Below are 26,399 nucleotides of genomic sequence, written 5' to 3' on the forward strand. Positions count from 1 at the left end.
TATTCCAAATCTACCAACTAATCATACAAAAAAAGAGTAGATAGATTTGTTTTTTACACAAATCTATCTACTTTCCCTACATTAATATATCTTTATAAGGCATAAAAAGAAATCTTTAATTTGAGCTAAACGCTCTCTTCTCTTATATTTCTTCATTCTATCGTATTCCCTCATATCAGAGGCTATCCCATATGCTTCAATTCCAAATCTTCTTGCAATAAATATGGCTCTTGGCAAATGATATCTATTAGTTGATATTATAGCTCTATTAATATTAAATATATTCTTTGCCCTCTTCATACTATCATAAGTACAAAAACCACAATTATCTATTAATAAATCTGATTCTCTAATATTCTCTTCAGTGTAATTTTTCATAATCCAGTTTTTCATAACAGCAAGTTCATTGTGATTCTCACCACTATTATCACCAGTTAACAAAATAGTTTTGCATATTCTTCTTACATATACTTTAGCACCCGTATCTAACCTATCTGCCAATAAATCACAAGGATTTCCATCAGGTCTTATACCAGCACCTAAAATAATTACTGTATCACAATCTATCGGAAGGTCTTTCATGTCTAAAATGTACTTATTGCCATACATGTCCATTACTACAAATATGCTAAGAACAATTAGCGCTACTATTAAACAAAAAATCAATACATAGGCCATATATTATTCCTTCTCGACTATTTCTTCTACTATATGATATGTATTGATTTCAAAATTTGTACATTGTTTTTTAGATAAAAACTCCTAATTAACTGATTTTCTACATATTTTTAATGAAATATCACAAATGAAACTCTGCCGCCTTATGTCAGCTGAGTAAGTTCGCCTAACCAAATTAAAATTTGGAGGCGTTTATTGAAACTCTGCCTCCTTATGTCGGCTGAGTAAGTTCGCCTGACCAAATTAAAATTTGGAGGCTCACTTATCTTATCTGTCCGTTTCCGTAGATAATGTATTTAATAGTTGTAAGTTCTTTAAGTCCCATAGGGCCTCTTGCGTGAAGCTTTTGTGTACTGATTCCTATTTCTGCTCCAAATCCAAATTCTTCTCCATCTGTAAATCTAGTTGATGCATTTACATAAACAGCAGCTGCATTTACCTTCTGTAAGAATTTTTGTGAGTTTTCGTAATCTTTAGTAACTATTGCTTCTGAATGACCTGAACCAAAGTGATTAATTAAGCTTATTGCTTCATCTATATTCTTTACTACCTTAACTCCAATTTTATAATCTAAATATTCATTATACCATTCTTCGTCATTAGCCTTTATTATTGAAGAATCATAAGCTATAGATGTTTCATCACCTCTAACCTCAACTTCTTTATCTCTTAAAGCTTTTAAAATAATTGGCATAAACTCCTTAGCTATTTTTTCATGAACTAATAACTTTTCAGCAGCATTACATACAGATGGTCTTGAAGTCTTTGCATTTAATACAATATTCTTAGCCATTTCAAAATCTGCAAATTCATCAACATATATATGACAATTACCTGTTCCAGTTTCAATTACTGGTACAGTTGCATTTCTGACTACAGCTTGAATAAGCCCTGCTCCTCCTCTTGGAATTAAAACATCTATATATTCATTTAATTTCATCATTTCAGTTGCTACTTCTCTGCTAGTATCTTCTACTAATTGAATTGCATCTTCTGGAAGATCTATAGATTTAAGTCCTTCTCTTAAAACCTTAACTATAGCCTTATTAGAGTTAATAGCTTCACTTCCACCTCTTAAAATAACTGCATTACCAGCTTTAAAGCATAATCCTGCTGCATCACTTGTTACATTTGGTCTTGCCTCATATATTATTCCTATAACTCCTAAAGGAACTCTTTTTTGACCTATTTGCAATCCATTAGGTCTAGTCCACATTCCTAAGACTTCTCCAACTGGATCTGGAAGTGCAGAAACTTGTCTTAATCCATTTGCCATTCCTTCTATTCTTTCTTCATTTAAAGCTAATCTATCAAGCATAGATTTAGATGTACCTTTTTCTATTGCTGCTTGTAAATCAATTTTATTAGCATTAATAATTTCTTCCTTATTATTAACTAAAAAATCAGCCATAGCATTTAATCCATTATTTTTTTCTCCAGTACTTAAATTTCCTAGTATGAAAGATACTTCTTTAGCTTTTTTTCCTTTAATAATTAATTCATTCATTATTACTTAACTCCTCTCTACATTCTTATTTCTTTATAAATAATGTTCCAATCTCTTTACCTGATGTAATGTCCATTAATATTGATGGATTATCACCATTAGCTAATACCATATTACATCCAGCACTTGTAGCTCTTTTAGCTGCTGTTAACTTTGTAGCCATTCCTCCAGTTCCAAGCGAACTTCCAGCACCACCTGCACATGCTTCTAGCTCAGGTGTAATTTCTTCTACTGTTTTTATAAGCTGAGAATCTGGATTTTTTCTTGGATCTGAATCATAAAATCCATCTATATCAGATAGTATAATTAATAAGTCTGCACAAACTAATTGAGCTACTATTGCAGATAAATTATCATTATCACCAAATCTAACTATATTTTCTATTTCATCTATGGCAACTGTGTCATTTTCATTAACTATTGGTATTATTCCATTTTCTAATAAAGTTTCAAATGTATTAACAACATTTTCTCTTATATGATCATCCTCAACAACATCTCTTGTTAATAACACTTGCCCAACAACATGACTATATTCTCCAAAAAACTTACTATATATATGCATAAGCTCACACTGACCTACTGCAGCTACTGCTTGTTTCTCTTTTATACTCTTTGGTTTCTCCTTTAATTTAAGCTTGTTAACTCCAACACCAACTGCTCCTGATGTAACTAACACAACTTCTTTTCCAGAATTCATTAAATCTGATAGTACTCTTGTCAACTTTTCTATTCTTGTTAAATTTATATTTCCATTATCATAAGTAAGTGTTGACGTTCCTACTTTAACTACTATTCTACTGCATTCTTTAATCTGTTCCCTATAATTCACCTTAATCATCTCCTGAACCTTAGACTGTTATCTCTCTATTATAATTATCTTTATTATTATTTACCATAAAAACTTCCTTTACATTTATTCTCTTTGCTTCCTTATTAAATAATTACCTTCTATATACTTGAATAAAAAATACATAAAATTTAATATATCTGCATAAAAATTAAAATTTCCAGTCCTTTTTTTAATTTTTATGCATTAAAAATATTGATTTTTAATATTTTTGCATTTAGAATGAATATAGATGAATAATTATAAATTTTTATGTATAAAGGAGAAAAAATGGAAGTTTCAAAATTAAAACCATTTGATGATAATAAAAGTAAATTTACTTTAAAAGATAATTTAAAATTCATCATTCCTTCTATAATTGGTGTCTTATTATTTATGATTCCAATAAAATATGAAGGTGATGTAACAATTCCAATAGCTATTTTTTCTGGAATGTTAGTAAATTTTCTTGGTGAATATTTAGTATATATAATTACAGGTACAATGGCTATTTCAGCTATACTTAGTTTAATAGCAACAATTGTTAAGCCTAAATTTATCACTAACAATAAGATTTTAAGCTCATTATTTACCACTACACCACTATGGTTAGTTTCTAGAGTATTAGGTGGTATATTTGGGGTTCTTGCTGCATTCCAAATAGGTCCTCAAATGATAATAAGCGGTGATACTGGTGCTTTTGTATTGAATGATCTTTTAACTGTATTATTTTCTATATTCTTATTTGCAGGATTATTCTTACCGTTATTACTTAACTTTGGTCTATTAGAGTTCTTTGGATCATTATTAACTAAAATAATGAGACCTGTATTTAAATTACCTGGTCGTTCTTCAATTGACTGTATTACTTCTTGGTTAGGTGATGGTACTTTAGGAATAATGCTAACTAATAAACAATATGAAGATGGATTTTATACTGAAAGAGAAGCTGCAACTATAAGTACTACATTCTCTGCAGTTTCAATTACATTTAGCTTAGTAGTAATAAATACTGTTGGTCTTGGAAATATATTTGTACCATTTTATTTAACTGTTACCTTTGCTGGAATAGTTGCAGCCGTAATAGTACCAAGAATATATCCTTTATCAAAAAAGAAAGATACATATTATAATGGTAAAACTAATAAAATAGATGAATCTATTCCTGAAGGATATACATCTTTATCATGGGGATATGAACAAGCTATAACAAAAGCAAGAAAGAATTCTAGTATAAAAGAATTTTTTGCTGATGGTGCTAAGAATGTCTTAGATATGTGGGTTGGAGTTCTTCCTGTTGTTATGTGTATGGCAACAATAGCTCTTATAATAGCTACTTACACTCCACTATTTAAAATCCTTGGAGTACCATTTATTCCAATACTTCAATTATTACAAGTACCTGAAGCCGTTCAAGCTTCTCAAACATTAGTTGTTGGATTTGCAGATATGTTACTTCCTTCAGTTGTTGCTTCAACAACAATAACTAGTGAAATGACAAGATTTATAGTTGCTGCAGTTTCTGTAACTCAACTTGTATATATGTCTGAAGTTGGTGGAGTTTTACTTGGTTCTAAAATTCCAGTAAATATAAAAGAATTAATTATAATATTTATTGAAAGAACATTAATAACTTTACCAGTTATAGTTCTAATCGCAAACTTTATATATTAGATATTTAAGCTGCCATATTGGCAGCTTTTTTTATAAACTGAATTCTAACCTTAAAATAGAGCTTTATTTCCACCTTAAGGTTAAAATTCGTTACACCCTAATATCACCTAGTCTAGAATCATATCTGCTATTATTTCCTATCTAAATATGTGGGAGTGTTACAACGGATACTCTATCAAATAAAAAAAAGGAGCAAACAAAATTGTTTAACTCCCTAATCCTTGATAATGGTGACTCGTAGGGGAATCGAACCCCTGATTTCACCGTGAGAGGGTGACGTCTTAACCTCTTGACCAACAAGCCATATTGTTAATTATTAACTTAACAATATTAATATTACCATATATCTTAAAAATATGCTAGATATTTTTTCCATTTATTCAAAATTATTTTATTTTTATTTTTCTATATCTATTATATGCACATATAATTTCTTGCCTTCTTACCATAGCCAAGCTTCCATGTCCACCTTTAATATTATCAATGTTAATAAGATTCTTATTTAATTCTTCAATTATTTTATCTGTTATTTCAATTAATGTTAAATCCTTTCCCATTAATTTATTTTCAACATATTTCATAATAGCTCCAATAGTATTTAATTGTTCACTATCTACGATTTGCTCCACAGCACGTAAATCTATATTTTCTCTGTTAATAGAAATTCCATCCTTACCTAATGTTTTTATCTTTACACCTTTAGGTCCACTTTCTATTGTTCCTTTAAGAATTACCCTATTAAAATTAATATCAATATTTAAATCTTTATTATGTTCAGTTGATCCCTTACTTAAAGACTTAGCCTTTTCAGTAACCTCAAAAGGTTCATAATTATCCATTTGAATAACTAAATCTGCAATATCAAAAAAGTCTCCTGAACTTCCTGCAACTAATATAGTAGATATTCCTTTTTCGTTATAAAGACTCTTTGCTACATCAATAAAAGGAGTTATTGGCTCTTTATCTTTAGCTACAAGCTGTTGCATTATTCTATCTCTAATCATAAAATTAGTTGCTGATGTATCTTCATCAATTAAAAATAGCTTTGTTCCACTTTCAATTCCTTCAATGATATTTGCAGCTTGTGATGTACTTCCACTTGCATTTTCAGTATAAAAACTCTTAGTATCTTTTCCATTAGGTAAGTTATTGATAAATAATGATATATCTGTTTTAGTTATTGCTCTTCCATCTTCAGCTCTAACCTTTAATGCACTATCATCTGTAATAACGAACTCTCTACCATCACCTTCTATATGATTATATACACCAAGCTCTAATGCCCTAAGCAATGTTGATTTACCATGATATCCTCCTCCAACTATTAGAGTTATTCCTTTTGGTATACCCATACCTTTAATTATCCCTCTATTTGGTGTACTAAATTCTACTTCCAATTCTTTAGGTGAAATAAACTTTTTCCCATCTTTTAAAGGTTTTTGTGAAACTCCACTTTCTCTTGGTAATATAGAATTATTACCAACAAAAGCAACAAGATTTCTATTTTCAAGCTCATTTCTTATAAATTCTTGATCTTCAACTAATTTTATTCTATCACTTAAAGCTTTAGTGTTTATTTTATTATAAATCAATGTATTTTCAACTATATTAGGTAAAACATTAAATAATATCTTTTCTAATTCTCTTGATAATACACTTCTTCCCTTAGCAGGGAATCCAACGTAAAATCTTGCCTCTATTTTTTCGTTATCTATTATTACTGAAGTTCTTTCTAATATTTGTTGTGGACATCTACTTATTTCTATAAGTCCACTTTTTCCTGATCCAAATATTTTTTCTCCATATTTATAAATATTTTTACTAAATAATCTAGTTAAAAAATCACATAATGCTACTGTTTTATATTTTTCGTCAAATAATTCCCCAGGAAATTTATTGAAGTGTCTATTTACTATCACTCTTACTCTTGATGGTGATGCAAATGGGTCTCCTTGAACATGGTCTATACTCAATATATAATTATTAAAACTATATTGTCCCTCTAAATCCTTATATGATTTATATCCACGACCATCAATTCTATCTAATTCTCTTTTTAAATCACTTGAATTTCTCATATATTACTCCTGTTCAGTAAAAAATTCATCAATTAATTTTTCGCTCATCCTTCTATACATATTGCTCATATTTACTAGAGAGCATAATAGTAAAAATTTCTTTTCAAAATCTCCATCTAATTTTTCATTTCCGTCAACTATATTGCTTATATTTTCAAATCTTGTGCTTACATCTATTTTAAAATTACTTTCATCATTAGCACACTCTTTTAAAAAGCTCGAATATAATTCTCTTAATGGATAATTCCCATCTTCTGATTTACTTATTATTTTATCTAATGAAAGCTTAATATCATTTATTGATAAAGCTCCTTTTAAATTATAAATTAAAGACATTAATATAATATGTTCTTTTGAATACTTCTTATTCTTTATTGGCAATAATAACTTCCCTTTAGCATAATTATTAATCATTGTCTTTGTTAATATTTTTTCATCATCATTTCTTTTTTGATTGCTTAATTTTGATTCAAACAATTGTATTACTTGATCCATATATAAATCTATTTCAGGTACTTCATCTAACTTAATATTACTTTCTAACGGTAAACTATTTAATATTTCTATTATATCCATAACATCCTCCATATAGTTTTGAAAACTACTTGTTATCACTATTATATTTTAATAATAATAGTATTTTCTAATATTTGCAAGAAAAACAGATGTATTTACTGATAATTTCCTTAAATCTCCTAAAATAAACTTTGACTATACTGCACATATAACAAATAATATTAATATAATATCATGTAGTTTTGAAAACTACTTATTGAATTGAGAGGTGTTTTTTTATATGTACAAAAAATTAAGGGAACCTATTAATGCTATAACTCATCTTGCTGGTGCTGGATTATCACTAATTGCTTTAATTGCTATGCTAGCTAAGGTAATATCATCTAATCCAACAACTACTGCCATATTATCTGTAATTATTTTTGGAATTAGTTTAATTCTTTTATATACAACTTCTGGAACGTATCATGGGATAACTTCAAACGAAAAAGTTATTTCAATTTTTCAAAAACTAGATCATTCAATGATTTTTGTTTTAATTGCTGGTTCATATGCTCCATTTTGTTTAATTTCTATAGGCGGTAAATTAGGAATTACAATGTTTATAATAATGGTTACTATAGCTGTGCTTGGTATTACATTTAAACTTTGCTGGTTTGATTGTCCTAGATGGCTTCAAACTGCAATGTATATAGGAATGGGTTGGGCTGCTTTATTTATGATAAAACCATTAACAGCAGTATTACCTGGAATAAGCTTATTTTGGCTAGTACTTGGTGGTGTTCTTTATACAATTGGTGGTGTAATTTATGGAGTTAAACCCGAAAAATTAAGAATTGGTAAATGGGGATTCCATGAAATATTTCATATCTTCATATTACTAGGAAGTTTAAGTCACTTTATCTGTGTCTTTACTTATGTAATATAATTTTTATAAGAGAGGTTTATATTATATGTTTAGTTTTGATTCTTACGAAGAAGGCGTTGAAGCCGGAATAGAGCGTGGTCAACATTTATTATTAATGCAACTACTAACACACAGACTAGGAACACTTTCTGAAAAATATATTGATAAACTAGAATCCTTAGAAAACAATGAAGTTATTAATATTGCTTTAGATATATTTAATATAAAAACTTTTGAAGATTTAAATAAATACTTTTTATAAAGAAAAATGCTTATAATCTCTTTTATTATAAGCATTTTTCTTTATTTTTACATACTTAATTTCCCCCTTCTTTTTTATGCTAATAAATCATTTTTTGTATATAAAATTTTTACAATGATTTTTTTTGTAAATTTCTCACTAATTCACTAGTTTATTTATTGTATATTTTAATACAAAGTTAAAATTTTTATGTTATAATATCGAAAGAATAATAAATGAAATGAGGTATGTTGAGTGATAAATGTTTTAAATGTAAGTTTAAGATACGGGTCTCGTAAATTATTTGAAGATGTTAATATAAAATTTACTCCTGGTAACTGTTATGGTGTTATCGGTGCTAATGGTGCTGGTAAATCTACATTTTTAAAAATATTATCTGGAGAAGTTGAGCCAAATACTGGTGAAGTTGTAATTGCTCCAAATACAAGAATGTCTGTTTTAAATCAGGACCACTACAAATATGATGAATTCCCTGTTTTAGAAACAGTTATAATGGGTAATGAAAGATTACATACTATAATGAAGGAAAAAGATGCTTTATATGCTAAGCCAGACTTTTCAGATGAAGACGGAATTAAAGCTGCTGAATTAGAAGGTGAATTTGCTGAATTAAACGGTTGGGAAGCAGAATCAGAAGCATCATCTTTATTACAAGGATTAGGAATCGGAACTGATGCTCACTACAAATTAATGTCTGAATTAACTGGTGCTGAAAAGGTTAAAGTATTACTTGCTCAAGCTTTATTCGGTAACCCAGGAATATTAATCCTAGACGAGCCTACTAACCACTTAGATATAAAATCAATTAAATGGCTTGAAAACTTCTTAGGTGACTTTGAAGGAACAGTTATAGTTGTATCACATGATAGACATTTCTTAAACGAAGTTTGTACTCACATGGCTGACGTTGACTTTGGTAAGATTAAATTATATGTTGGTAACTATGATTTCTGGTATGAATCAAGTCAATTAGCTACTCAAATGGCTAAAGATCAAAATAAGAAAAAAGAAGAAAAAATTAAAGAATTACAAGACTTCATTGCAAGATTCAGTGCTAATGCTTCTAAATCTAAGCAAGCAACATCTCGTAAGAAGTTATTAGATAAAATTACTTTAGATGATATTCAACCATCAAGCAGAAGATATCCATTCGTTGGATTTAAACCTGAAAGAGAAGTTGGTAATGATATATTAGTAGTTGAAGGCTTATCTAAGACTATTGATGGAGTTAAAGTTCTAGATAACGTAAGCTTCAGAGTAAATAAAGAAGATAAAATTGCTTTTATTGGTAACGAAATTGCAATCACTACTTTATTTAAGATTATCAATGGAGAAATGGAACCAGATGCTGGTGAATTCAAATGGGGTATCACTATAACTACTGCTTACTTCCCTAAAGATAACTCTGAATTCTTTAATGATTGTTCATTAAGCCTAGTTGACTGGTTAAGACAATTCTCTGAAGAAAAATCTGAAAGTTATATTAGAGGATTCTTAGGAAGAATGTTATTCTCTGGAGAAGAAGCTTTAAAAGAAGCTAACGTATTATCTGGGGGAGAAAAGGTTAGATGTATGCTTTCTAGAATGATGCTTTCTAATGCAAATGTATTAATTTTAGATGGTCCTACTAACCACTTAGACCTTGAATCAATTACAGCTGTAAATAATGGATTAAAAGATTATAACAGTAATGTTTTATTTGCTTCTCATGACCATCAATTCGTTCAAACAGTTGCAAATAGAATTATAAGAGTAAATGATGATGGATCTATTTTCGATAGATCAATGTCTTACGATGAATTCTTAGAAAAATTCGCTGAATAATAAAAAAAGTCATTATATTGGAGTCTAAATTATAGGCTCCTTTATTATGACTTTTTATTTATTTAATTGCTAATCCATCAAACATTATATCTACAATATTCTTCATTGTTTCAGAGTAATCTATTTTTTCTTCTCTTAATTTATTATCTTCTAATAAAATTCTCATACTTCCTGTTAGTATACTCTTCATAAGATATATATTAACTTTTTTAATTAATCCTTCATTAATACACTTCTTAACTAATTCATCTGTTTGTTCCCAAGTCAAATCTAATCTATATATGATTTTTTCATATATTTTAGGATAGAACTTTTTTACTTCATGTATTTTAGTATAATCTATAGTATCGTAAGATGTTGGCAAAATAGTTAGTACCCTCTTTAATTTTTCTAAGTCTCCAATACTGTCATCATTAATTACTTCTTTTCCTTTTTCAGTTACCGAATCAAATACTTCATCTACCAGTAAATTCAAAAGTGTTTCTTTACTATCTATATTCTCATATAATGTACGTTTGCTAACCCCAAGTCTATTGGCCAAATCATCCATAGTAAATTTAACACCTTTTTCTCTAAAAATATCTATTGTTGCATTTACTATTTTTATTTCCAAACTCATCTTATTCCTCCATATCACGAACTATATTTTATAAGTTTATTCTATTATTTTATATCTTTTCTTTCAAATATTTTTTCTTTATATTAATGTTAATAAACTATTAAAATAAAATATGTTAATATATTATATAATAGTAATTAAATATATCTTTACGATAATTAATATTATTTTATTAATTATAAAAAATAATACGAGGTAATTAAATGATACAAATTTATAATAGAAGAACAAATAAATACGATACAGAAGCAGTAGCTGGAGAAAAATATATTAATTGGGCATATGAATCTCCAATTGGCAAAGGTTTTGTAGAACTATTTGTTAAAAGAAAGATATTTTCAAAACTATATGGATTATATTGTGATAGTAAATTAAGTAGAAAAAAAATTCCTTCTTTTATTTCAAGTTTTAATATTGATATGGATATGTGTCCAACCATTCCTTCTGACTTTAAAAGCTTTAATGATTTTTTTATTAGAAAGCTTACAAAAGAAGCTAGACCGATTAATACTAATAAAAATATATTAATCTCTCCTGGTGATGGACGTTTAATGGCCCATACTAATATTGATATAAATGAACTAATCCAAGTAAAGGGAATTACATACAGCTTGTCTGAATTAATTCAAGATGATGAAATTGCAAAAGAATATAATGGTGGTGTTTGCTTAGTTTTAAGATTATGCCCTACTGATTATCATAGATTGCACTTTATAGATAATGGAACTATTGAAGCTTCAAATAAGGTTCTTGGAAATTATTATTCAGTTAATCCTACAGCATTAGAGAGAGTTCCTAAATTATATTGTCAAAATAAAAGAGAATGGTCAATTTTCCACTCTAAAAATTTTGGTGATGTAATTCATGTTGAAGTTGGTGCTACTTGTGTTGGTTCTATAATCCAAAGCTATACACCTAATCAAAAGGTTAAAAAAGGTGATGAAAAATGCTACTTCAAATTTGGTGGATCAACAACAATTTTATTCTTCAAAAAGAATACAGTAACCATAGACGATGATATTTTACTTCAATCTTCCTTTGGCTTCGAAACCAAAGTCAACATGGGAGAAAAAATTGGTGAAAAATTTAGTTATTCATCATAGTAAAACAAAAAAATAAATAGATTATCTCCAGGAATTAATATAATTTTCCTTCCAATAATTCATTTATTTTTTCTTTATTATCATATTGAACTAACTTAAACATAAACTTCTTCTTGTCAGTTAATTCTTATACTACAAGTAGTGGTATGGTAATTCTAGCAATAATTTAGTTTACTATGTATATATAGAAAAAAGAAGATATTATATTGAAGGGAATATTGAAATCGAGCCGTAGAATTTAATAGTTACTGGAATAAAGTTTACGTTAAGAAGATTATATGTTTGAGCCGATAGGTGAGTTTATAATCTTTAGAAAACTTTATGAAAGTAACCATATAAATTCAAGGCGAGATTTCACTAATTCCCACAAAGATAATATCTTCTTTTTTTCGTAATTACACGTTCAAGCTAAATTATAGCTTTAATTGTTCGTATAAATTTATCTTCGTCTCCGTCGAAGATTATTAGGTGGATTCCCATTTCTTTTGCTCTTATGCTTACTGGAGATTTTATTGGCTCTTTTGTTGCTACCAAGAATTTATATGAATTTTCTCCACCAAACTTTGAAGCATAAACATTTAATTCATTTAGGGCCATTTCATTATATTTATCACTATCTTTACAAGAAATAAAAATAGGTACAGAATCTTTTACTGCTACTACATCAACTTCATTTCTAACACTTTTATTATCATCATTCCATAAAAACATAACGCCATTTTTAGATTCATCTATTTCTTCTATTTTATTAATAAGCTTATTAGTTTCTATTTCTAACCATGTTCCACTTTTAAAAATAAATGCTTTTATATAATTATTTAAAAAATCCACTGTTATTTTATTATTACTTTTATTTAGAGTTATTTCTTTCATTTCTTCAAGTTTTTCTAACACTTTATTTAACAATTTTTTTTCTTTTTCATCTAATTTATCTGTATGTATATATATTCTTTGCTGATTATTAGAATCATGCTCAAATATACTTGCTTCATATAATTTTTGTTTATATTCATGCCATAATGGTAAATTCTTTGATATTTGTTCAGAAAAATATATTAAATCTTTTTTATTACATAATTGCGAAGCATCTTCAACAATCATTCCACCTGAAGCCTTTACTATATCATCAATTTCTAAATCCTCAAAACTTTTACTAGAAATTAAAATATCATTATTATTAAATTCATACATAACCTTTTTCTTAATATCAATATATAATGCTTTAATTTTCATTTTTAAGCAAATATCTAATAAAATTAATGAATTTACTCTTTTTCCACCAGTTAAATTTACTATTATATTCTTGTCTTTTACATTGTCTATTATTTTTTCTAAAGCTTTATTATTTCCCTCTTCAACATTAAATAGTTCTAACTTAACATTTTTAAAATTATTTTCATAATAATTCTTTAATGTATCAACCTTATCTTCATATGATTTATCTTTAATAAGATAAACTACCTCAGGATTAAACTCTTTTGTTGCTAATATATTACTTTCATTATGTTCATCAATTTGACTTATTAAAATATTGATCATATTTTTAATACCTCTTTATTCAAACTATATTCTTAGTTTTCCTAGCAAGATGAAATTTAATCAAAAAAAGAACTATTGAAATTCAATAGTTCTTAAATGGCAGAGCGTAAAGGAATCGAACCCTTAATGCGCCGTCCGTAGCGGCGTGTTATATCCGTTTAACTAACGCTCCATGGTGTTAACAAATCTATGTTAACACAAATAAATTAATTTTTCAAGAAATAAAACAATTTATATTGTAATTATTCCCTATCAATAGTTTGTTTTAAGTAATTATCATTAATAAAACTTAATCCAAACATTAATATAATTCCTCCAATTAAAATTGAATATACTCCTATTGGGAATATTAAATTAATTATCGTTGGCAATGTAACTGAATATAAGGCTAAATTAAATACCCTATTATAATACATTTTTCTATTTGAAATTAGGTTACTTAAAATTCCCATTAGTGATATAAATAATGCATACATTAATAATTGAACAAAATTAACTACTATCATAATAGGTATTATTATATATTTTACTATATCAAGTTTTTCAATAATCGATATAACAAAATCATTATTAAAGTTGATTAAATCTAATCCTAAATCAGAATATTTTTGAGTAACACTTTCTGAACCACTCTTAACCATAAATCCATCCCTTAGTAATACAGTCACTGTATCTTTATGAACTGTAATGCTTCTTAGAGAATCTAAATCATCTATATCTTTATTTGTATCAATATATAATAAAGCCTGACCTTCTTCTTCCTTTAAAGGTGAGTTTTTAAAATCTAAAACTCCATCCTTCATTTCAAATTGCACTTCATCTTCTTCTAAAATCATTTTAGTAGTTTTTTCTATTCCTGATATTAATACTGCTCCCATTACACCTTGAACAATCCCTATAATTACGGATAATAATAAAACATACAAAAAAGCTTTACTCAATTTTTCTTTATTTAAATAAACATATTTCTTAGGATTTATGCTAAAAATAAATTTATTTCTCATTTTTATATTATCGCTCCTTTATTCTCTAAAACCTTCTAAATTAACAATCCCCTATACCTTTTAAGTATATCATATTTTCAATATTTTCTTATGTACTTTTTGTAAATTTACTAATTATAGGTTTAAAATTGGAAAATTAGTCAAATATTATTAATAGCTATAAGGAGGTATAACATTGCAAAATTTATTTAGAAAACGTAAAAAAAACAATATATTTAAAATTGTTACTATAGCTTTTTCATTCCTGTTATTAATTTTGACTTTAAACTATTATGTAAATTATAAATACTCTAAAATTACAAGTGAGTTTTATTCAGAATTTAATAATTGTAATTTTACTGATGCAAAAAGTCTCATTGATAGTGATAATATTTATTTAAAATTAAAGAAAAAAACATTAAATAATGATTTAAATACTTACTTTTCTGGAATAGTTAATAATATATGTGACACATTATCAGAAGATGATGAAAATAAAGATAAAGCTTTAATAGTTCTTAATGAAATTAAAAGTTATGATATCTTAAATTCATCTATAAATAAGCTTATAATTTCATTAGATGAAAGTTATGAACCTGAAGACTCTTCAGATTACGAAGCTCTTTTATCTCTTGGATTAGATAATTGTGATAGTGGTAACTTTGAAACAGCTCTTAATTTTCTAAAGAAAATCCCTGCTGATTCAGACTATTCAGAAAAAGCAAATGAATATATAGAAAAATGTATTAGTAACTATAAAGAAAGTATATTTAATGAAGCAGATGAATTAGCTAATAATGATTACTATACAAAAGCCATAAATTTATTAAATAATATTGATACTTCTATAGTTTCAAAAGATGATTCTGATATTCAAAATAAAATTACCTCAATTGCTGAAGCTAAAGAAAGTTACTTAGCTTCATTAAGTTCATCAGATAGTACACAAAATTCAACATCAACCTCTAGTGAGTTGCTTAATTCAATAACTAGCTCTAATATTAATACATTAAATCTTGAAAGCTTAACTTCTAATTTAATATACGTTAGTTTAGCTGATCAAATTACTTATGTTTATAAAGGCTCAATGAATAAATGGGATAAAATTAAATCCTTTACTTGTTCAACTGGTATAGATGGTGAAAATACCCCTACTGGTGTTTATGATGTAAGAGAACGTGGTGATTGGTTCTTTTCTGATAAATACAATCAAGGTGGTAAGTACTGGGTACAGTTTTATGGAGATTATCTTTTCCACTCAGTTCCTTATAATGAAGACCAAAGTGAAGTAGTTGATAACACTTTAGGTACTCCGGCTTCTCATGGTTGCATTAGATTAAAAACTGAAGATGCTAAATGGCTATATGATAATATAGAAGCTGGTACAAAGGTAATAATTAAATAAGTATTAAGAGGTAGAAATTAAATTCTAATTCATTTAACTTCTACCTCTTAATTTTTTACTATTATCTTTTTTTCATAATCTTTATGTTAAAATATATTAATAACAATTTATTTTAAAGGATGATTTAATATGCTTATTAATATACCAAATAACGTTCAATTTATTATAGATACTTTTTATAAAAATAATTATGAAGCCTTTATGGTTGGTGGATGTGTTAGAGATTGCTTACTTGGTTTAACACCTAAAGATTATGATATAACCACTTCTGCCTTACCAAACATAACAGAATCACTATTTGAAAAAACAATACCAACGGGAATTAAACATGGGACAATTACCGTTGTATTAGATAATGAAAATCTAGAAGTTACTACTTACAGAACAGAAGGAAATTATTTGGATAATCGTCATCCCGAATCTGTTGAATTTGTTTCAAACATAAAAGAAGATTTATCAAGGCGTGACTTTACAGTTAATGCTTTAGCTTATAACAATAAAGAAGGTCTTATAGACTATTTTAATGGTATAGATGATATAAAAAATAAAACAATTAAGGCTGTTGGCGATCCAAATAAAAGATTCCAAGAAGATGCTTTAAGAATGTTGCGTGCTATTAGATTTAGCTGTCAGTTAGGATTTAAAATTGATGATTCAACATATGCAGCTATAAAATCAAATTATAAACTAATAAAAAATATTAGTATTGAGCGTATTAGAGATGAATTATGTAAAATCCTGACTTCCGACAATCCTTGTGATGGTTTGAATTTACTTAAAGATACTGGAATTCTTGAAATAATTATTCCTGAAATTTATAATTTGGTTGGTTATACACCTCTTTGTAATAATCATAATAGAGATGTTTTTAATCATACATTAAATGTAATAAGTAATACTTCAAATAATGATTTAATCTTAAGATTATCAGCTCTTTTCCATGATGTTGGTAAGCTTAATACATTAAAGCAATTACCTAATGGTCATTGCTACTTCCCTGGTCATGCTCAAGAAGGTGCAATAATATGTAAACCAATATTATCTAGACTAAAATTTGATAATAATACTATAGACAAAGTTTCTAAAATAATTTATGATCACTTAGTTTTAGATGTTAATTATATGCCTAATGATGGTGAAATCAAAAGATTATTAATACGTGTTGGTAGTGAAAATATATTTACACTTTTTGAACTCCAAAAAGCTGATATAAATTCATTATGGGATCCAGTTCCTTTCTTGAAAAAAGTAGATTATATTTCTGATAGAGTAAAATTAATACTTAAAAATAAAGAACCACTTTATATCAAAGACTTAGCTGTTACTGGCTCTGATTTAATGACACATTTAAATATTAAACCTGGAAAAATTATTGGAGAAATACTAACGTTTTTATTAGAAAAAGTTTTAGATGATAAAACTCTAAATACTAAGGACAATCTTTTAAAAATTTCTGAAAACTTTCTTTAATATATAATACACTAAAGGCTAGCAAAGTTCTGATATGCTCCTCTCAAGTAACAGTCTTTATTATTTTAACTGTCTACCATAAAGGGAGCATATCATTTTTCTGCTAGCCTATCTATTTAATAATTATTCTTTTACTAAAACTCCTTTATCTATTCCAAATAAATAAAGATAACTTTCCTTTACTCTTTTCCCTGTTATTTTTTCTAAAGCATCTTTATAGTACTTAAGTTGAGATCTATATCTTTCAATAATCTCATCTTCATTACCTTCTTCAACATAATCAGTCTTATAATCTAAAAGTACTATTCCATCCTCTTCTTCAAAGAAACAATCTATTATCCCTTGAAGTCTAATCTTTTCATCAATATAAACATCTTTATTTAATTCAGTATTATATTCTACGCTACTTAGTTCAGTAAAGAAAGGTAATTCCCTACTTACCAATCTTCCTTCTTTATAAGATTTTAGTAATCTTTCACCTAACGGACTAATAAAGAATTTATATATTTTTTTATACCAAACAACAGAAGCTTCCCTTTCAGTTAATGAATTATCTAATACCATTTCTTCAATTTGAGCTTTTATTTCAGAATCACTATTTACTCTATCATAATTTAATCTTTGCATAACATAGTGAATTACAGTTCCTCTTTCAGCTGCCGATAATCCTTTTTCTTCTTTTAAAAATTTAGGCTTTAAGACTTCCTTTTCTTTAAATACTTCTACAGTATCATGAACCTCATCACCATAAGTAAATTCTTTTTTCTTTAAATCAGAAACCGAAATATTACTAGGTAACATTGCTCCTTCTATAAACTTATATTTATAATCAAGTCTTCTCTTTATTTCTTTATCAACAACTATATCTTCAGAGTTTATAAATAGACTATCTTCTTCAATTTTATCCACAGCCTCTAAATTTTTATCCACTGTTAATAAGTCTTTAGTCCAGAATTTTATATTCCATGTGGAAAAGTCACTTGTAATTAAATCTCTAGTAGCACCCGTAACCCCTCTTAACTTTTCTCCACAGGTATGTTTACACATTGCCATAGCAATCCAATCTAAATATGATTTTCCTTTTAAGACTTCCGAAGGTAATACTATATTTTCATCTAATGAAGCTGAAGATACCCAATTATTAATTGCTTTTTCTAAATTACTAGTTGCTCCAGTAATAATTAATTTTTCCTTTGCTCTAGTAAATGCAACATAAAGTATTCTCATCTCTTCAGATAAAGTCTCTAATCTTATTCTTTTCTTTATAGCTTCTTTTGCTAACGTTGAATATGAATTTCTAGTTTCTAAATTAACATAACTAGGACCAAAACCTAATTCCTCATGATATAAGATAGAATTTGATAAATCCATTAAATTAAACTGTTTCCCCATTCCACTAGTAAATACTACTGGGAACTCAAGCCCTTTACTTTTATGAATACTCATAATTCTTACTACATCTTCATTTTCACCAAGAACCTTAGCACTTCCCATATCACCAGAAGACTTTCTTAACTTATTAATAAAGTTTATAAAATTAAATAATCCCTTAAAGCTAGTACTTTCATATTGTTTTGCTCTTTGGAAAAGAATTTTTAAGTTTGCCTGTCTAAGCTTTCCATTAGGCATTGCTCCAACATATCCATAAAATGCAGTATCCATATATAAATACCATATAAATTCATCTATTGGAGTATAAATAGATTTTTCCCTCCATTTAGTTAAAGCAGCTATAAAGTTAATACATTTAAACTTTAATTCATTATCTACCTCATAGTTACCTTCGCAAACTTCCTTTATTATTTCATAAAAATATAACTCCTTATTTAATAACCTTAAATCACTTAACTCTTCAGCTGTAAATCCAACTATAGGTGATCTTAAAGTTCCTATCATAGGTACATCCTGAAGTGGATTATCAATTATTTTTAATAGTGACATTATAGTTCTAATTTCAATAGATTCAAAATATCCACTACCTGTATCTGCATACACTGGAATTCCTTCTGAACCTAATTCATCTAAAAATATCTCTGCCCAATTTTTTGTTGCTCTTAAAAGAATAACTATATCCTTATATCTAACATCTCTATATTCATTAGTATCTTTATCAAATACTTTAAACTTTTTACCATCTTTAGATTCAAATAATTCCTTTATTCTTTTTGCAACAATTTTAGCTTCAAGGGTAATAGCATCTATATCTTCTTCCTCTTCTTTACTTACCACTTCACTGTCTTCATCTACAACTTCACTTTCTTCTTCCTTAACAATACCCGATTTATCTAATATATGAAGTTCAATTTCTCCACCTACTATTGAATCTTCATCATCAGTTGCCTTAAAACTTGCACCTAAATTCAAAGCTTCTTCATCTGTATATTCAAGTTCACCAACAGTTTCTGACATAACCATTTTAAATATATAGTTTACGCCTTCTATAACTTCTTGCCTGCTTCTAAAATTTTTATATAATTGAATTTTTCTATTCTTACTTCCATCCTCTAAAGAATATCTATTATATTTATCTAAAAACAGTTCAGGTTTTGCCTGTCTAAATCTATATATACTTTGTTTAACATCACCAACCATAAATACATTAGACTCTTTTAATTTTCTTCTTGAAACTAAATCTATTATAGTTTCTTGAACATTGTTAGAATCTTGATATTCATCTACTAATACTTCATCAAAGAACTCCATAAAATGTTCTGCAACCTTTGAAGGTACAATATTATTATTTTCATCCCTATCAATTAATATTTTCAAACAAAGGTGCTCTAAATCATTAAAGTCTAATATATTTTTTTCTCTTTTCTTCTCATCAAATCTCCTTGAAAACTCACGAGTTATAGTAGCTAAAGTTTTCATAAAAGGATACACACCTATTATTCCATCTAAGGCCTCCTGTGGAGTAAATTCAAATGTATTTTCAATTAATGATTTTATTTTTTTCTTAACTGAATCTCTTATCCCCTTAACTGAATTTTGGGCATTTTCATCAGAAACTTGATTCTTCTTAACAGTCTTTAGCTTAATAAATGAAATAGAATTTAAAGCAATATAAATATCATTTAAGCCTCCTTTTAAGCTTTCATAAGCTCTTTCTAAATATCCATAATCACTATTAAAAGCATCTAAGTATGGCTCTAATCCATCAGTATCATTAATTATTTCAATTGCCTTCTTATACATATTTAAGAATCCATTTAATTCTACTCTTAAGCTATCTTTTAATACCTTTACCCATTCACTTTTATCAAGCTCTTCTAAAGTAGTAATATTAAAAGCTTCTGCTTTTTCAATCAACCATTTCTCAGGCCAAGGTCCACTCATAGAAAATCTATATAAAGAAAGTATCATTTCTTTTAATTTTTCATCATCTTTAGATCCACTATATGCTTCTATTAATTCCTTAAATTCTTCATTATCCGCTTCATAATACTCTTCAAAAAGCTCTTCTATTATTTCATTTTTCATTAAGGTCGCTTCTGTCTCATCCCCGATTCTAAAGCTAGGATCCAAATCAATAGTATAAAAATAATTTTTAATTACATCTAAGCAAAAAGAATGCATAGTAGTTATATTAGCTCTTCCCAATAAAGTAAGCTGTCTTTGAAGATTTTTAGAGTTAGGAGTTTTCTCTAAAGCTTTTGATATAGCAGCTGCTATTCTTTCTCTCATCTCCGAAGCTGCTGCACTAGTAAAAGTAACAACCAAAAGCTTATCAATGTCTACTGGATTTTCTTCATCAGTTATTATTCTTATAATTCTTTCAACTAAAACTGCTGTTTTACCTGAACCTGCTGCGGCTGCTACAAGTAAATTGCATCTTCTAGTTTCAATTGCTTGAAGCTGTTCATTAGTCCATTTAGTTTCTGCCATATCTACTTACTCTCCTCCTCTTTCACTTTGTTTTCCATTGCATTCCATAAATCATCCTTTTTCTTCTTCAATATAATTTTATACTTATTATCCCTTATTGAAGTATCAAACTGACAAATTGCAGAATAATCACAGTAATCACAATACGTTACCTTTGAAGATTTACAAGGCTCTATTTTAACTTCTCCACTAAGCATCTCTTCACATATTTCAATCATTTTATCATTAACATAATTTCTTAATAATTCAAATTGTGATTCAGTTACCACTGAACTAGTACTTGTAAAATCTCCATCTTTCTTAAATGCAGCTGGAATTATTAATGAGTATGTTTCCATATCATTATCCATAGCTTTTACAAGCTCTACATTTTTTAATAATAATCCATCCATCTTTAATTTCTTTAATACTTCTACTTGGATTTCTTCTTCACTTAAAGCCTTTTTAGATTTAATTATCGGATTATCTATTTTAAAATATAATATTCCACCAGGCATACATTGAGTCTTTAAAATCTGTTCTGAATTTTTTAGTATTGCATCTAAATAAACTAATAACTGAATTTGTAAGCCATAATATAATTCATTTAAATCAAAACTTTTTGAACCTGATTTGTAATCAACTATTCGTATATAAGTTTCTCCATTTAATTCAACCTTATCAATTCTATCAACTCTACCCTTTAAATAAACTGTCTCCTTAGAAGGCAATTCTAATTTTATTGGATCTGAATCTTTAAAATCACCAAAGTCAAATTCACTCTTAAATATATCAAATTCACCTTTTCTCATTTGCTCTGATATTACAGTTACAGATTTGCTTATAGTCTTTTTAAATCTTTCTGAGAAATATTGATACTTCTTATTACTATTTAATATAGAATTTGTTTCATTCTTAAGTTTAGTATTAACTAATTCATTAACTATTTCACTGCATCTCTCCTTAGTTAAATCACTCCATGCTATATTTTCTTTTTTTATTTTATTTGTAAATTTATCTAATATATCATGCATAAATGAACCTAAGTCTGGAGCTGAAAATTCATATACTTTTCTATCCTTAGCCTTTAATCCATATTGAACATAATAGCTAAAAGGACATTGAGCATATTTTTCTATTCTTGAAACACTAAACATTAATCTTCCATTATCATTACTATAAAGCTGCTTCATTTTTTCTCTTGGAATTCTTTCAATTAAATTAGTATAATTCAATCCATTAAAGATAATTTTAGTTCTATCTTTGAATTCATCACTTTCTTCAAACCACTTAAAAGTTTCTACCCAATGGGGCTCAATTTCTTCCTTCTCATATTCTTTTCTTAATGCTTCTATAAGTTCATTAAATGTTGGCGTTGGTGCCGTTATATTATGATATTTATCGTTAAGTAAATTCTTATTAAATATTTCACTTTCTTCTTGTAATCTAGGTAAAATCTTTTTTAATCTTGGTATTATTATTGATGGTCTTAAAGACTTTCCTTCAAAGTCTGCCATAGGGTAAGTAATCATTAAGTAATTTGAAGGTATAGTCAAAGCTGTATAAACCATAAATTGCTCTTCAAATACTCTGCTTCGTGTATCACTAGCAAGTTCAATTCCTAATTGTTTTAATTCAAGTCTATCCTCATCAGATAATATTCCTTCATCCTTATTAGCTGATGGTAAAACACCATCATTAGCACCAACTATATAAAGTGCTTTTACATCTCTACCCTTTATTCTTGCTATATCCCCTATATTTACTTGATCTAGTGCCATAGGAATTACACCGATTTCTTTTTCTTCAAATCCTGATATTAATATCTTTGAAAAAGTTTTTAAATCAACCTTTTCATCACCTAGTACTTCTACAGCTTGATCTAACATATCCATTACTATAGATGGCACTTGAGTATACTCCTTAATCTTATCTTGCATTCCATGCTCATTAAAGTTTTCTAACCACTTATCCATAGTTTCAAATGCATTTATCTCTAATAAGAATTCATATAAAGCAGTACAATACTTTCTTACTGTAACATCGCCTTTTATTTTATTATATAAATTAATTATTGGTCTTCTTATTTCTTCCATGTACTCAAAAATTTCAATTTCTTCTTGAGTTAATTCCTCATCTGTATTACCTATTAAGTCTCTAGTCCATTTATATCCCTTTATCCCATTAGCTAAAATATAATTTTCTAATTTATCAATATATGTTGATTCTAATGTTATAAGTCCGCTCTTAACATATTTAAATACACTTTCATAAGACCAATTAGTACTTAATATCTCTAATGATGATATTATTAGTACTACTAATGGATTACTTAATATCTCTCTCTTCTTATCAAGGAAATATGGAATATTATATTCATTAAAGATAACAGAAGTAATTTTATCGTAACTATCAATTTCTCTACAAACAACAGCTATATCCTTATATCTATAACCTTTATCTCTAACAAGTCTTAAAATATCTTGAGCTACCCATTCTATTTCAGAATAATTATTATTTGCTTTATATAAACTTATATCTTTACATTCACCCTTATATATTTTAAATGGAAAGTTAAAAAAGTATTTTTCTATATGCCCTAACTCTTTACTTTCTTTGAATCTATATATATTTTCTTTATTTAAGTTAACAGGCTCCTTATATGCAATATTATTTTCTTGCATCATTTTTAATAATCTATTTTCCGTATTTTTTATTACGTCAAATATATCTGTTTCACCTTCAGTAAACTGAATTTGACCATCACTACACAAAGTAATATTTATATTTTTACATTGTTTAGCTAATACCTTTAAAACTTCTAACTGCTGTGGAGTAAATGTTGTAAATTCATCTACCCATATTTCTGCATCATTATATAGCTCACATTCTTTCAACTTTTTCGCTAAAATAGATAATATATCTTCTGAATCTATATATCCCTTATGAAGATTTTCATTGAATATTTTATAAATAGATGCCAAGTCATTTACCTTTTCTTTTAAATCCTTATTATCTATTTGTGATTCTTTTTCTATCAAAATTTCCTCGGAAATATTGTACTTCTTAAATTCAGTTATTGACTTTGATACTATTCCAACAAAGCCTTGTTGCTTACTAATTCTATTAAAATATTGAAGTTCTTCACCCTTATCCTTTAATAGTTTATAAATAAGCATATTTTTTCCTGAATCCTCTATTACATTAATGGCCCTGCCACCACATCTATCAAATACTCTTGTAGCCATTCTTTTAAAGCTTAATACTTCAGCTCTAAGTAATGCTCTTTCTCCTATATGCTCTAATAATTTCTTTTCAGTTTGAAATGTATATTGATCTGGTACAAGTAGTATTAACTTATTGTTTTTATCATTTTCTAGCTTTTTCTTTATTTGATTTAAACAATAATAACTTTTTCCAGAACCAGCTCTACCAAAAATAAATCTAATTCCCATATGCAACTCCTTACCATTTATATTCTTCTTTTAATATCCCCATCACAACAGTGTCTAGATATTTTCCCTGATAGTAATATTTGCTTCTTCTTATTCCCTCTTCTATAAAGCCACACTTTTTATAACACAATATTGCAGCTTCATTTTCTCTTACAACTTCTAACTCAACTTTATGAGCTTTTCTTTTTCCAAATAAATACCCTAAGATTGTGTGTATTGCATCGCTTCCATATCCTTTACGCCAATATTTTTTACCTATAGTTATGCTAATGCTATATATATTTCTAGCATATTTATCTTCAGAATATATTATTACGCCTACAATATTACTTTGTTTATCTACAATTACATAATTCCTTCTTGAAGGTATGTTTAAATATTTTAAATGTTCAATTATATATTTTTTTGATAATACTCCATATTGATCACCATTATATTTTAATACTTCACTATCAGAGCATAAATTATAAGCTATATCAATATCTTCTTTTAATATTTCTCTTAAATATATTTTTTTTCCATAAATCAATTTAACCCCACCCTACATTAATAATACTATTGTTTTAACTACTTTTCTAATTACCACTTTAAAATAATATATTTATTGTAAAAATAAAGCTACAACACCTATAGAAAATCTCTACGTGTTGTAGCTTTTATTAAAATTATTATTATTGTTCAGTTATTGCTAAAGCTGCAGCTCCTAAAACTCCTGCTTTTCCACCTAAAACAGCCTTTTCTACTGTACAGCTTTCAACAAAAGTTTTCATGCATCTTTCTGAAACTACTTTTCTTATAGTGTCTAACACTATATCTCCACCATTAACTACTCCACCACCAATAACAACTTTTTCTGGGTCAAAGTTAGTTATAGTATTAGCTACCGCTATTCCAAGATAAGTTAATGAAGTTTCTAATATATTCTTAGCAACTCTATCTCCGTTAGCTGCTTCTTTAAATACTTCTTTAGCCGTTACATCTTCATAGTTCTTTAATGTTGTTTCTACATTACTTGCTACAGCTTCTTTAGCTCTCTTACCAATTGCTGTACCTGAACCAAATGCCTCTGCACATCCAACGTTTCCACATCCACATCTAGGCCCTTCAGTTGCAACTATTGTATGTCCAACTTCTAATGCATTTCCTGTAGCTCCTCTGAATAATTTTCCATTTAAAACAGCTCCGCCACCGATTCCTGTACTTGCTGTAATAAATACCATGTTTTCAGTACCTTTTCCAGCACCAAACATAAACTCTCCTAATGTAGCAACATTAGCATCATTATCTAAATAAGTTGGTAAATCATATGTTTCCCTTATTGTCTTTACTATTGCAAAGTTCTTAAAAGGTAAATTTGAATTTTGAATTATAATACCATTTTTAACATCTAACGGACCTGGAGAACCGATTCCAATTGATCTTATTGAATCTTTATCAGTTCCATCTATAACATAATTAATAGTATCTATTATTCTTCCCATAACAGCTTGTTCGCCTTCATTAGCTAAAGTTTCAACTGTTTTTTCTTTTATAATATTTCCTTCTAAATCTACTAAAGCTGTGTAAATTTTAGTTCCCCCTAAATCTACACCTACAACATATTTCTTTTCCATTTATTACCCTCCCATTTTAAGTTATACTATCTTAACTATATAAAAGTATACCATTTAAATATTACGTTTACAA

General features: G+C 27.5%; 19 protein-coding genes and 2 tRNA genes. 7 read left to right on the forward strand and 14 right to left on the reverse strand.

Annotated features, from left to right (window positions below; genetic code table 11):
* Nucleotides 1-81: 81 nt before the first annotated feature.
* The 3 genes from HCG70_RS13985 to proB form a co-directional block, all read right to left on the reverse strand.
* Nucleotides 82-678, reverse strand: coding sequence for a vancomycin high temperature exclusion protein (locus HCG70_RS13985; RefSeq protein ID WP_042401211.1), 597 nt, complete (start codon nucleotides 676-678; stop codon nucleotides 82-84).
* Between the two features lie 262 nt (nucleotides 679-940).
* Nucleotides 941-2,185, reverse strand: coding sequence for a glutamate-5-semialdehyde dehydrogenase (locus HCG70_RS13990; protein WP_042401208.1), 1,245 nt, complete (start codon nucleotides 2,183-2,185; stop codon nucleotides 941-943).
* A 25-nt stretch (nucleotides 2,186-2,210) separates the two neighbouring features.
* Entirely contained in the window at nucleotides 2,211-3,017 is an 807-nt protein-coding gene (gene proB, locus HCG70_RS13995; RefSeq protein WP_042401204.1) for a glutamate 5-kinase, read from the reverse strand.
* Nucleotides 3,018-3,305: 288 nt separating this feature from the next.
* Between proB and HCG70_RS14000 the strand changes: the two genes are divergently transcribed.
* Nucleotides 3,306-4,688, forward strand: coding sequence for a YjiH family protein (locus HCG70_RS14000; RefSeq protein ID WP_078061385.1), 1,383 nt, complete (start codon nucleotides 3,306-3,308; stop codon nucleotides 4,686-4,688).
* A gap of 228 nt (nucleotides 4,689-4,916) precedes the next feature.
* Here the strand turns inward: HCG70_RS14000 and HCG70_RS14005 are convergent.
* The 3 genes from HCG70_RS14005 to HCG70_RS14015 all read right to left on the reverse strand — a co-directional run bounded on the left by HCG70_RS14005 (nucleotide 4,917) and on the right by HCG70_RS14015 (nucleotide 7,342).
* A tRNA-Glu gene (locus HCG70_RS14005) sits at nucleotides 4,917-4,991 on the reverse strand.
* Between the two features lie 83 nt (nucleotides 4,992-5,074).
* Entirely contained in the window at nucleotides 5,075-6,766 is a 1,692-nt protein-coding gene (locus tag HCG70_RS14010) for an ABC-ATPase domain-containing protein (RefSeq protein WP_055291670.1), read from the reverse strand.
* Nucleotides 6,767-6,769: 3 nt separating this feature from the next.
* A complete protein-coding gene (locus tag HCG70_RS14015) occupies nucleotides 6,770-7,342 on the reverse strand; it encodes a DUF1836 domain-containing protein (RefSeq protein ID WP_198134006.1) in 573 nt (190 codons plus the stop codon).
* Nucleotides 7,343-7,562: 220 nt separating this feature from the next.
* On the opposite strand from HCG70_RS14015, the gene HCG70_RS14020 reads away from it, so the two are divergent.
* The 3 genes from HCG70_RS14020 (at nucleotide 7,563) to HCG70_RS14030 (ending at nucleotide 10,275) form a co-directional block, all read left to right on the forward strand.
* Nucleotides 7,563-8,210 (forward strand): hemolysin III family protein, encoded by a 648-nt coding sequence (locus HCG70_RS14020; RefSeq protein WP_042401192.1) that lies wholly within the window; start codon nucleotides 7,563-7,565, stop codon nucleotides 8,208-8,210.
* A 25-nt stretch (nucleotides 8,211-8,235) separates the two neighbouring features.
* Entirely contained in the window at nucleotides 8,236-8,451 is a 216-nt protein-coding gene (locus HCG70_RS14025) for a DUF4351 domain-containing protein (RefSeq protein ID WP_055291669.1), read from the forward strand.
* Between the two features lie 234 nt (nucleotides 8,452-8,685).
* Nucleotides 8,686-10,275, forward strand: coding sequence for an ABC-F family ATP-binding cassette domain-containing protein (locus HCG70_RS14030; protein WP_042401187.1), 1,590 nt, complete (start codon nucleotides 8,686-8,688; stop codon nucleotides 10,273-10,275).
* Nucleotides 10,276-10,333: 58 nt separating this feature from the next.
* On the opposite strand, the gene HCG70_RS14035 is transcribed toward HCG70_RS14030, so the two are convergent.
* Nucleotides 10,334-10,894 (reverse strand): TetR/AcrR family transcriptional regulator, encoded by a 561-nt coding sequence (locus HCG70_RS14035; RefSeq protein WP_042401186.1) that lies wholly within the window; start codon nucleotides 10,892-10,894, stop codon nucleotides 10,334-10,336.
* 203 nt (nucleotides 10,895-11,097) lie between these two features.
* On the opposite strand from HCG70_RS14035, the gene HCG70_RS14040 reads away from it, so the two are divergent.
* Nucleotides 11,098-11,997 carry a phosphatidylserine decarboxylase gene (locus HCG70_RS14040; protein WP_042401184.1) on the forward strand — a complete coding sequence of 300 codons (900 nt, stop codon included), beginning with the start codon at nucleotides 11,098-11,100 and terminating at the stop codon, nucleotides 11,995-11,997.
* A 408-nt stretch (nucleotides 11,998-12,405) separates the two neighbouring features.
* Here the strand turns inward: HCG70_RS14040 and HCG70_RS14045 are convergent, their stop codons facing one another.
* The 3 genes from HCG70_RS14045 to HCG70_RS14055 all read right to left on the reverse strand — a co-directional run bounded on the left by HCG70_RS14045 (nucleotide 12,406) and on the right by HCG70_RS14055 (nucleotide 14,540).
* On the reverse strand, nucleotides 12,406-13,536 hold the full coding sequence (locus tag HCG70_RS14045) for a Card1-like endonuclease domain-containing protein (protein WP_042401183.1): 1,131 nt from the start codon (nucleotides 13,534-13,536) through the stop codon (nucleotides 12,406-12,408).
* 97 nt (nucleotides 13,537-13,633) lie between these two features.
* Nucleotides 13,634-13,708: transfer RNA gene (locus HCG70_RS14050), tRNA-Arg, on the reverse strand.
* 70 nt (nucleotides 13,709-13,778) lie between these two features.
* A complete protein-coding gene (locus HCG70_RS14055) occupies nucleotides 13,779-14,540 on the reverse strand; it encodes a DUF1189 family protein (RefSeq protein WP_221697890.1) in 762 nt (253 codons plus the stop codon).
* A gap of 175 nt (nucleotides 14,541-14,715) precedes the next feature.
* On the opposite strand from HCG70_RS14055, the gene HCG70_RS14060 reads away from it, so the two are divergent.
* Together HCG70_RS14060 and HCG70_RS14065 are read left to right on the forward strand one after the other, a co-directional pair.
* Complete coding sequence (locus HCG70_RS14060) at nucleotides 14,716-15,924, forward strand: L,D-transpeptidase (RefSeq protein ID WP_052330743.1); 1,209 nt, start codon at nucleotides 14,716-14,718, stop codon at nucleotides 15,922-15,924.
* Nucleotides 15,925-16,053: 129 nt separating this feature from the next.
* On the forward strand, nucleotides 16,054-17,394 hold the full coding sequence (locus HCG70_RS14065; RefSeq protein ID WP_042401177.1) for a CCA tRNA nucleotidyltransferase: 1,341 nt from the start codon (nucleotides 16,054-16,056) through the stop codon (nucleotides 17,392-17,394).
* A gap of 123 nt (nucleotides 17,395-17,517) precedes the next feature.
* On the opposite strand, the gene addA is transcribed toward HCG70_RS14065, so the two are convergent.
* From addA to HCG70_RS14085, 4 genes are all read right to left on the reverse strand, one after another.
* Nucleotides 17,518-21,279 carry a helicase-exonuclease AddAB subunit AddA gene (gene addA, locus HCG70_RS14070; protein WP_042401175.1) on the reverse strand — a complete coding sequence of 1,254 codons (3,762 nt, stop codon included), beginning with the start codon at nucleotides 21,277-21,279 and terminating at the stop codon, nucleotides 17,518-17,520.
* A 2-nt stretch (nucleotides 21,280-21,281) separates the two neighbouring features.
* Nucleotides 21,282-24,713, reverse strand: coding sequence for a helicase-exonuclease AddAB subunit AddB (gene addB, locus HCG70_RS14075; protein WP_042401174.1), 3,432 nt, complete (start codon nucleotides 24,711-24,713; stop codon nucleotides 21,282-21,284).
* A 10-nt stretch (nucleotides 24,714-24,723) separates the two neighbouring features.
* Nucleotides 24,724-25,242, reverse strand: coding sequence for a GNAT family N-acetyltransferase (locus HCG70_RS14080; protein ID WP_042401171.1), 519 nt, complete (start codon nucleotides 25,240-25,242; stop codon nucleotides 24,724-24,726).
* A 142-nt stretch (nucleotides 25,243-25,384) separates the two neighbouring features.
* Nucleotides 25,385-26,326 (reverse strand): ROK family protein, encoded by a 942-nt coding sequence (locus HCG70_RS14085; protein WP_055291665.1) that lies wholly within the window; start codon nucleotides 26,324-26,326, stop codon nucleotides 25,385-25,387.
* Nucleotides 26,327-26,399: the final 73 nt, after the last annotated feature.

The sequence above is a fragment of the Clostridium sp. K04 genome (assembly GCF_019734375.1).
In the GTDB taxonomy this organism is placed as follows: domain Bacteria; phylum Bacillota; class Clostridia; order Clostridiales; family Clostridiaceae; genus Clostridium; species Clostridium saudiense.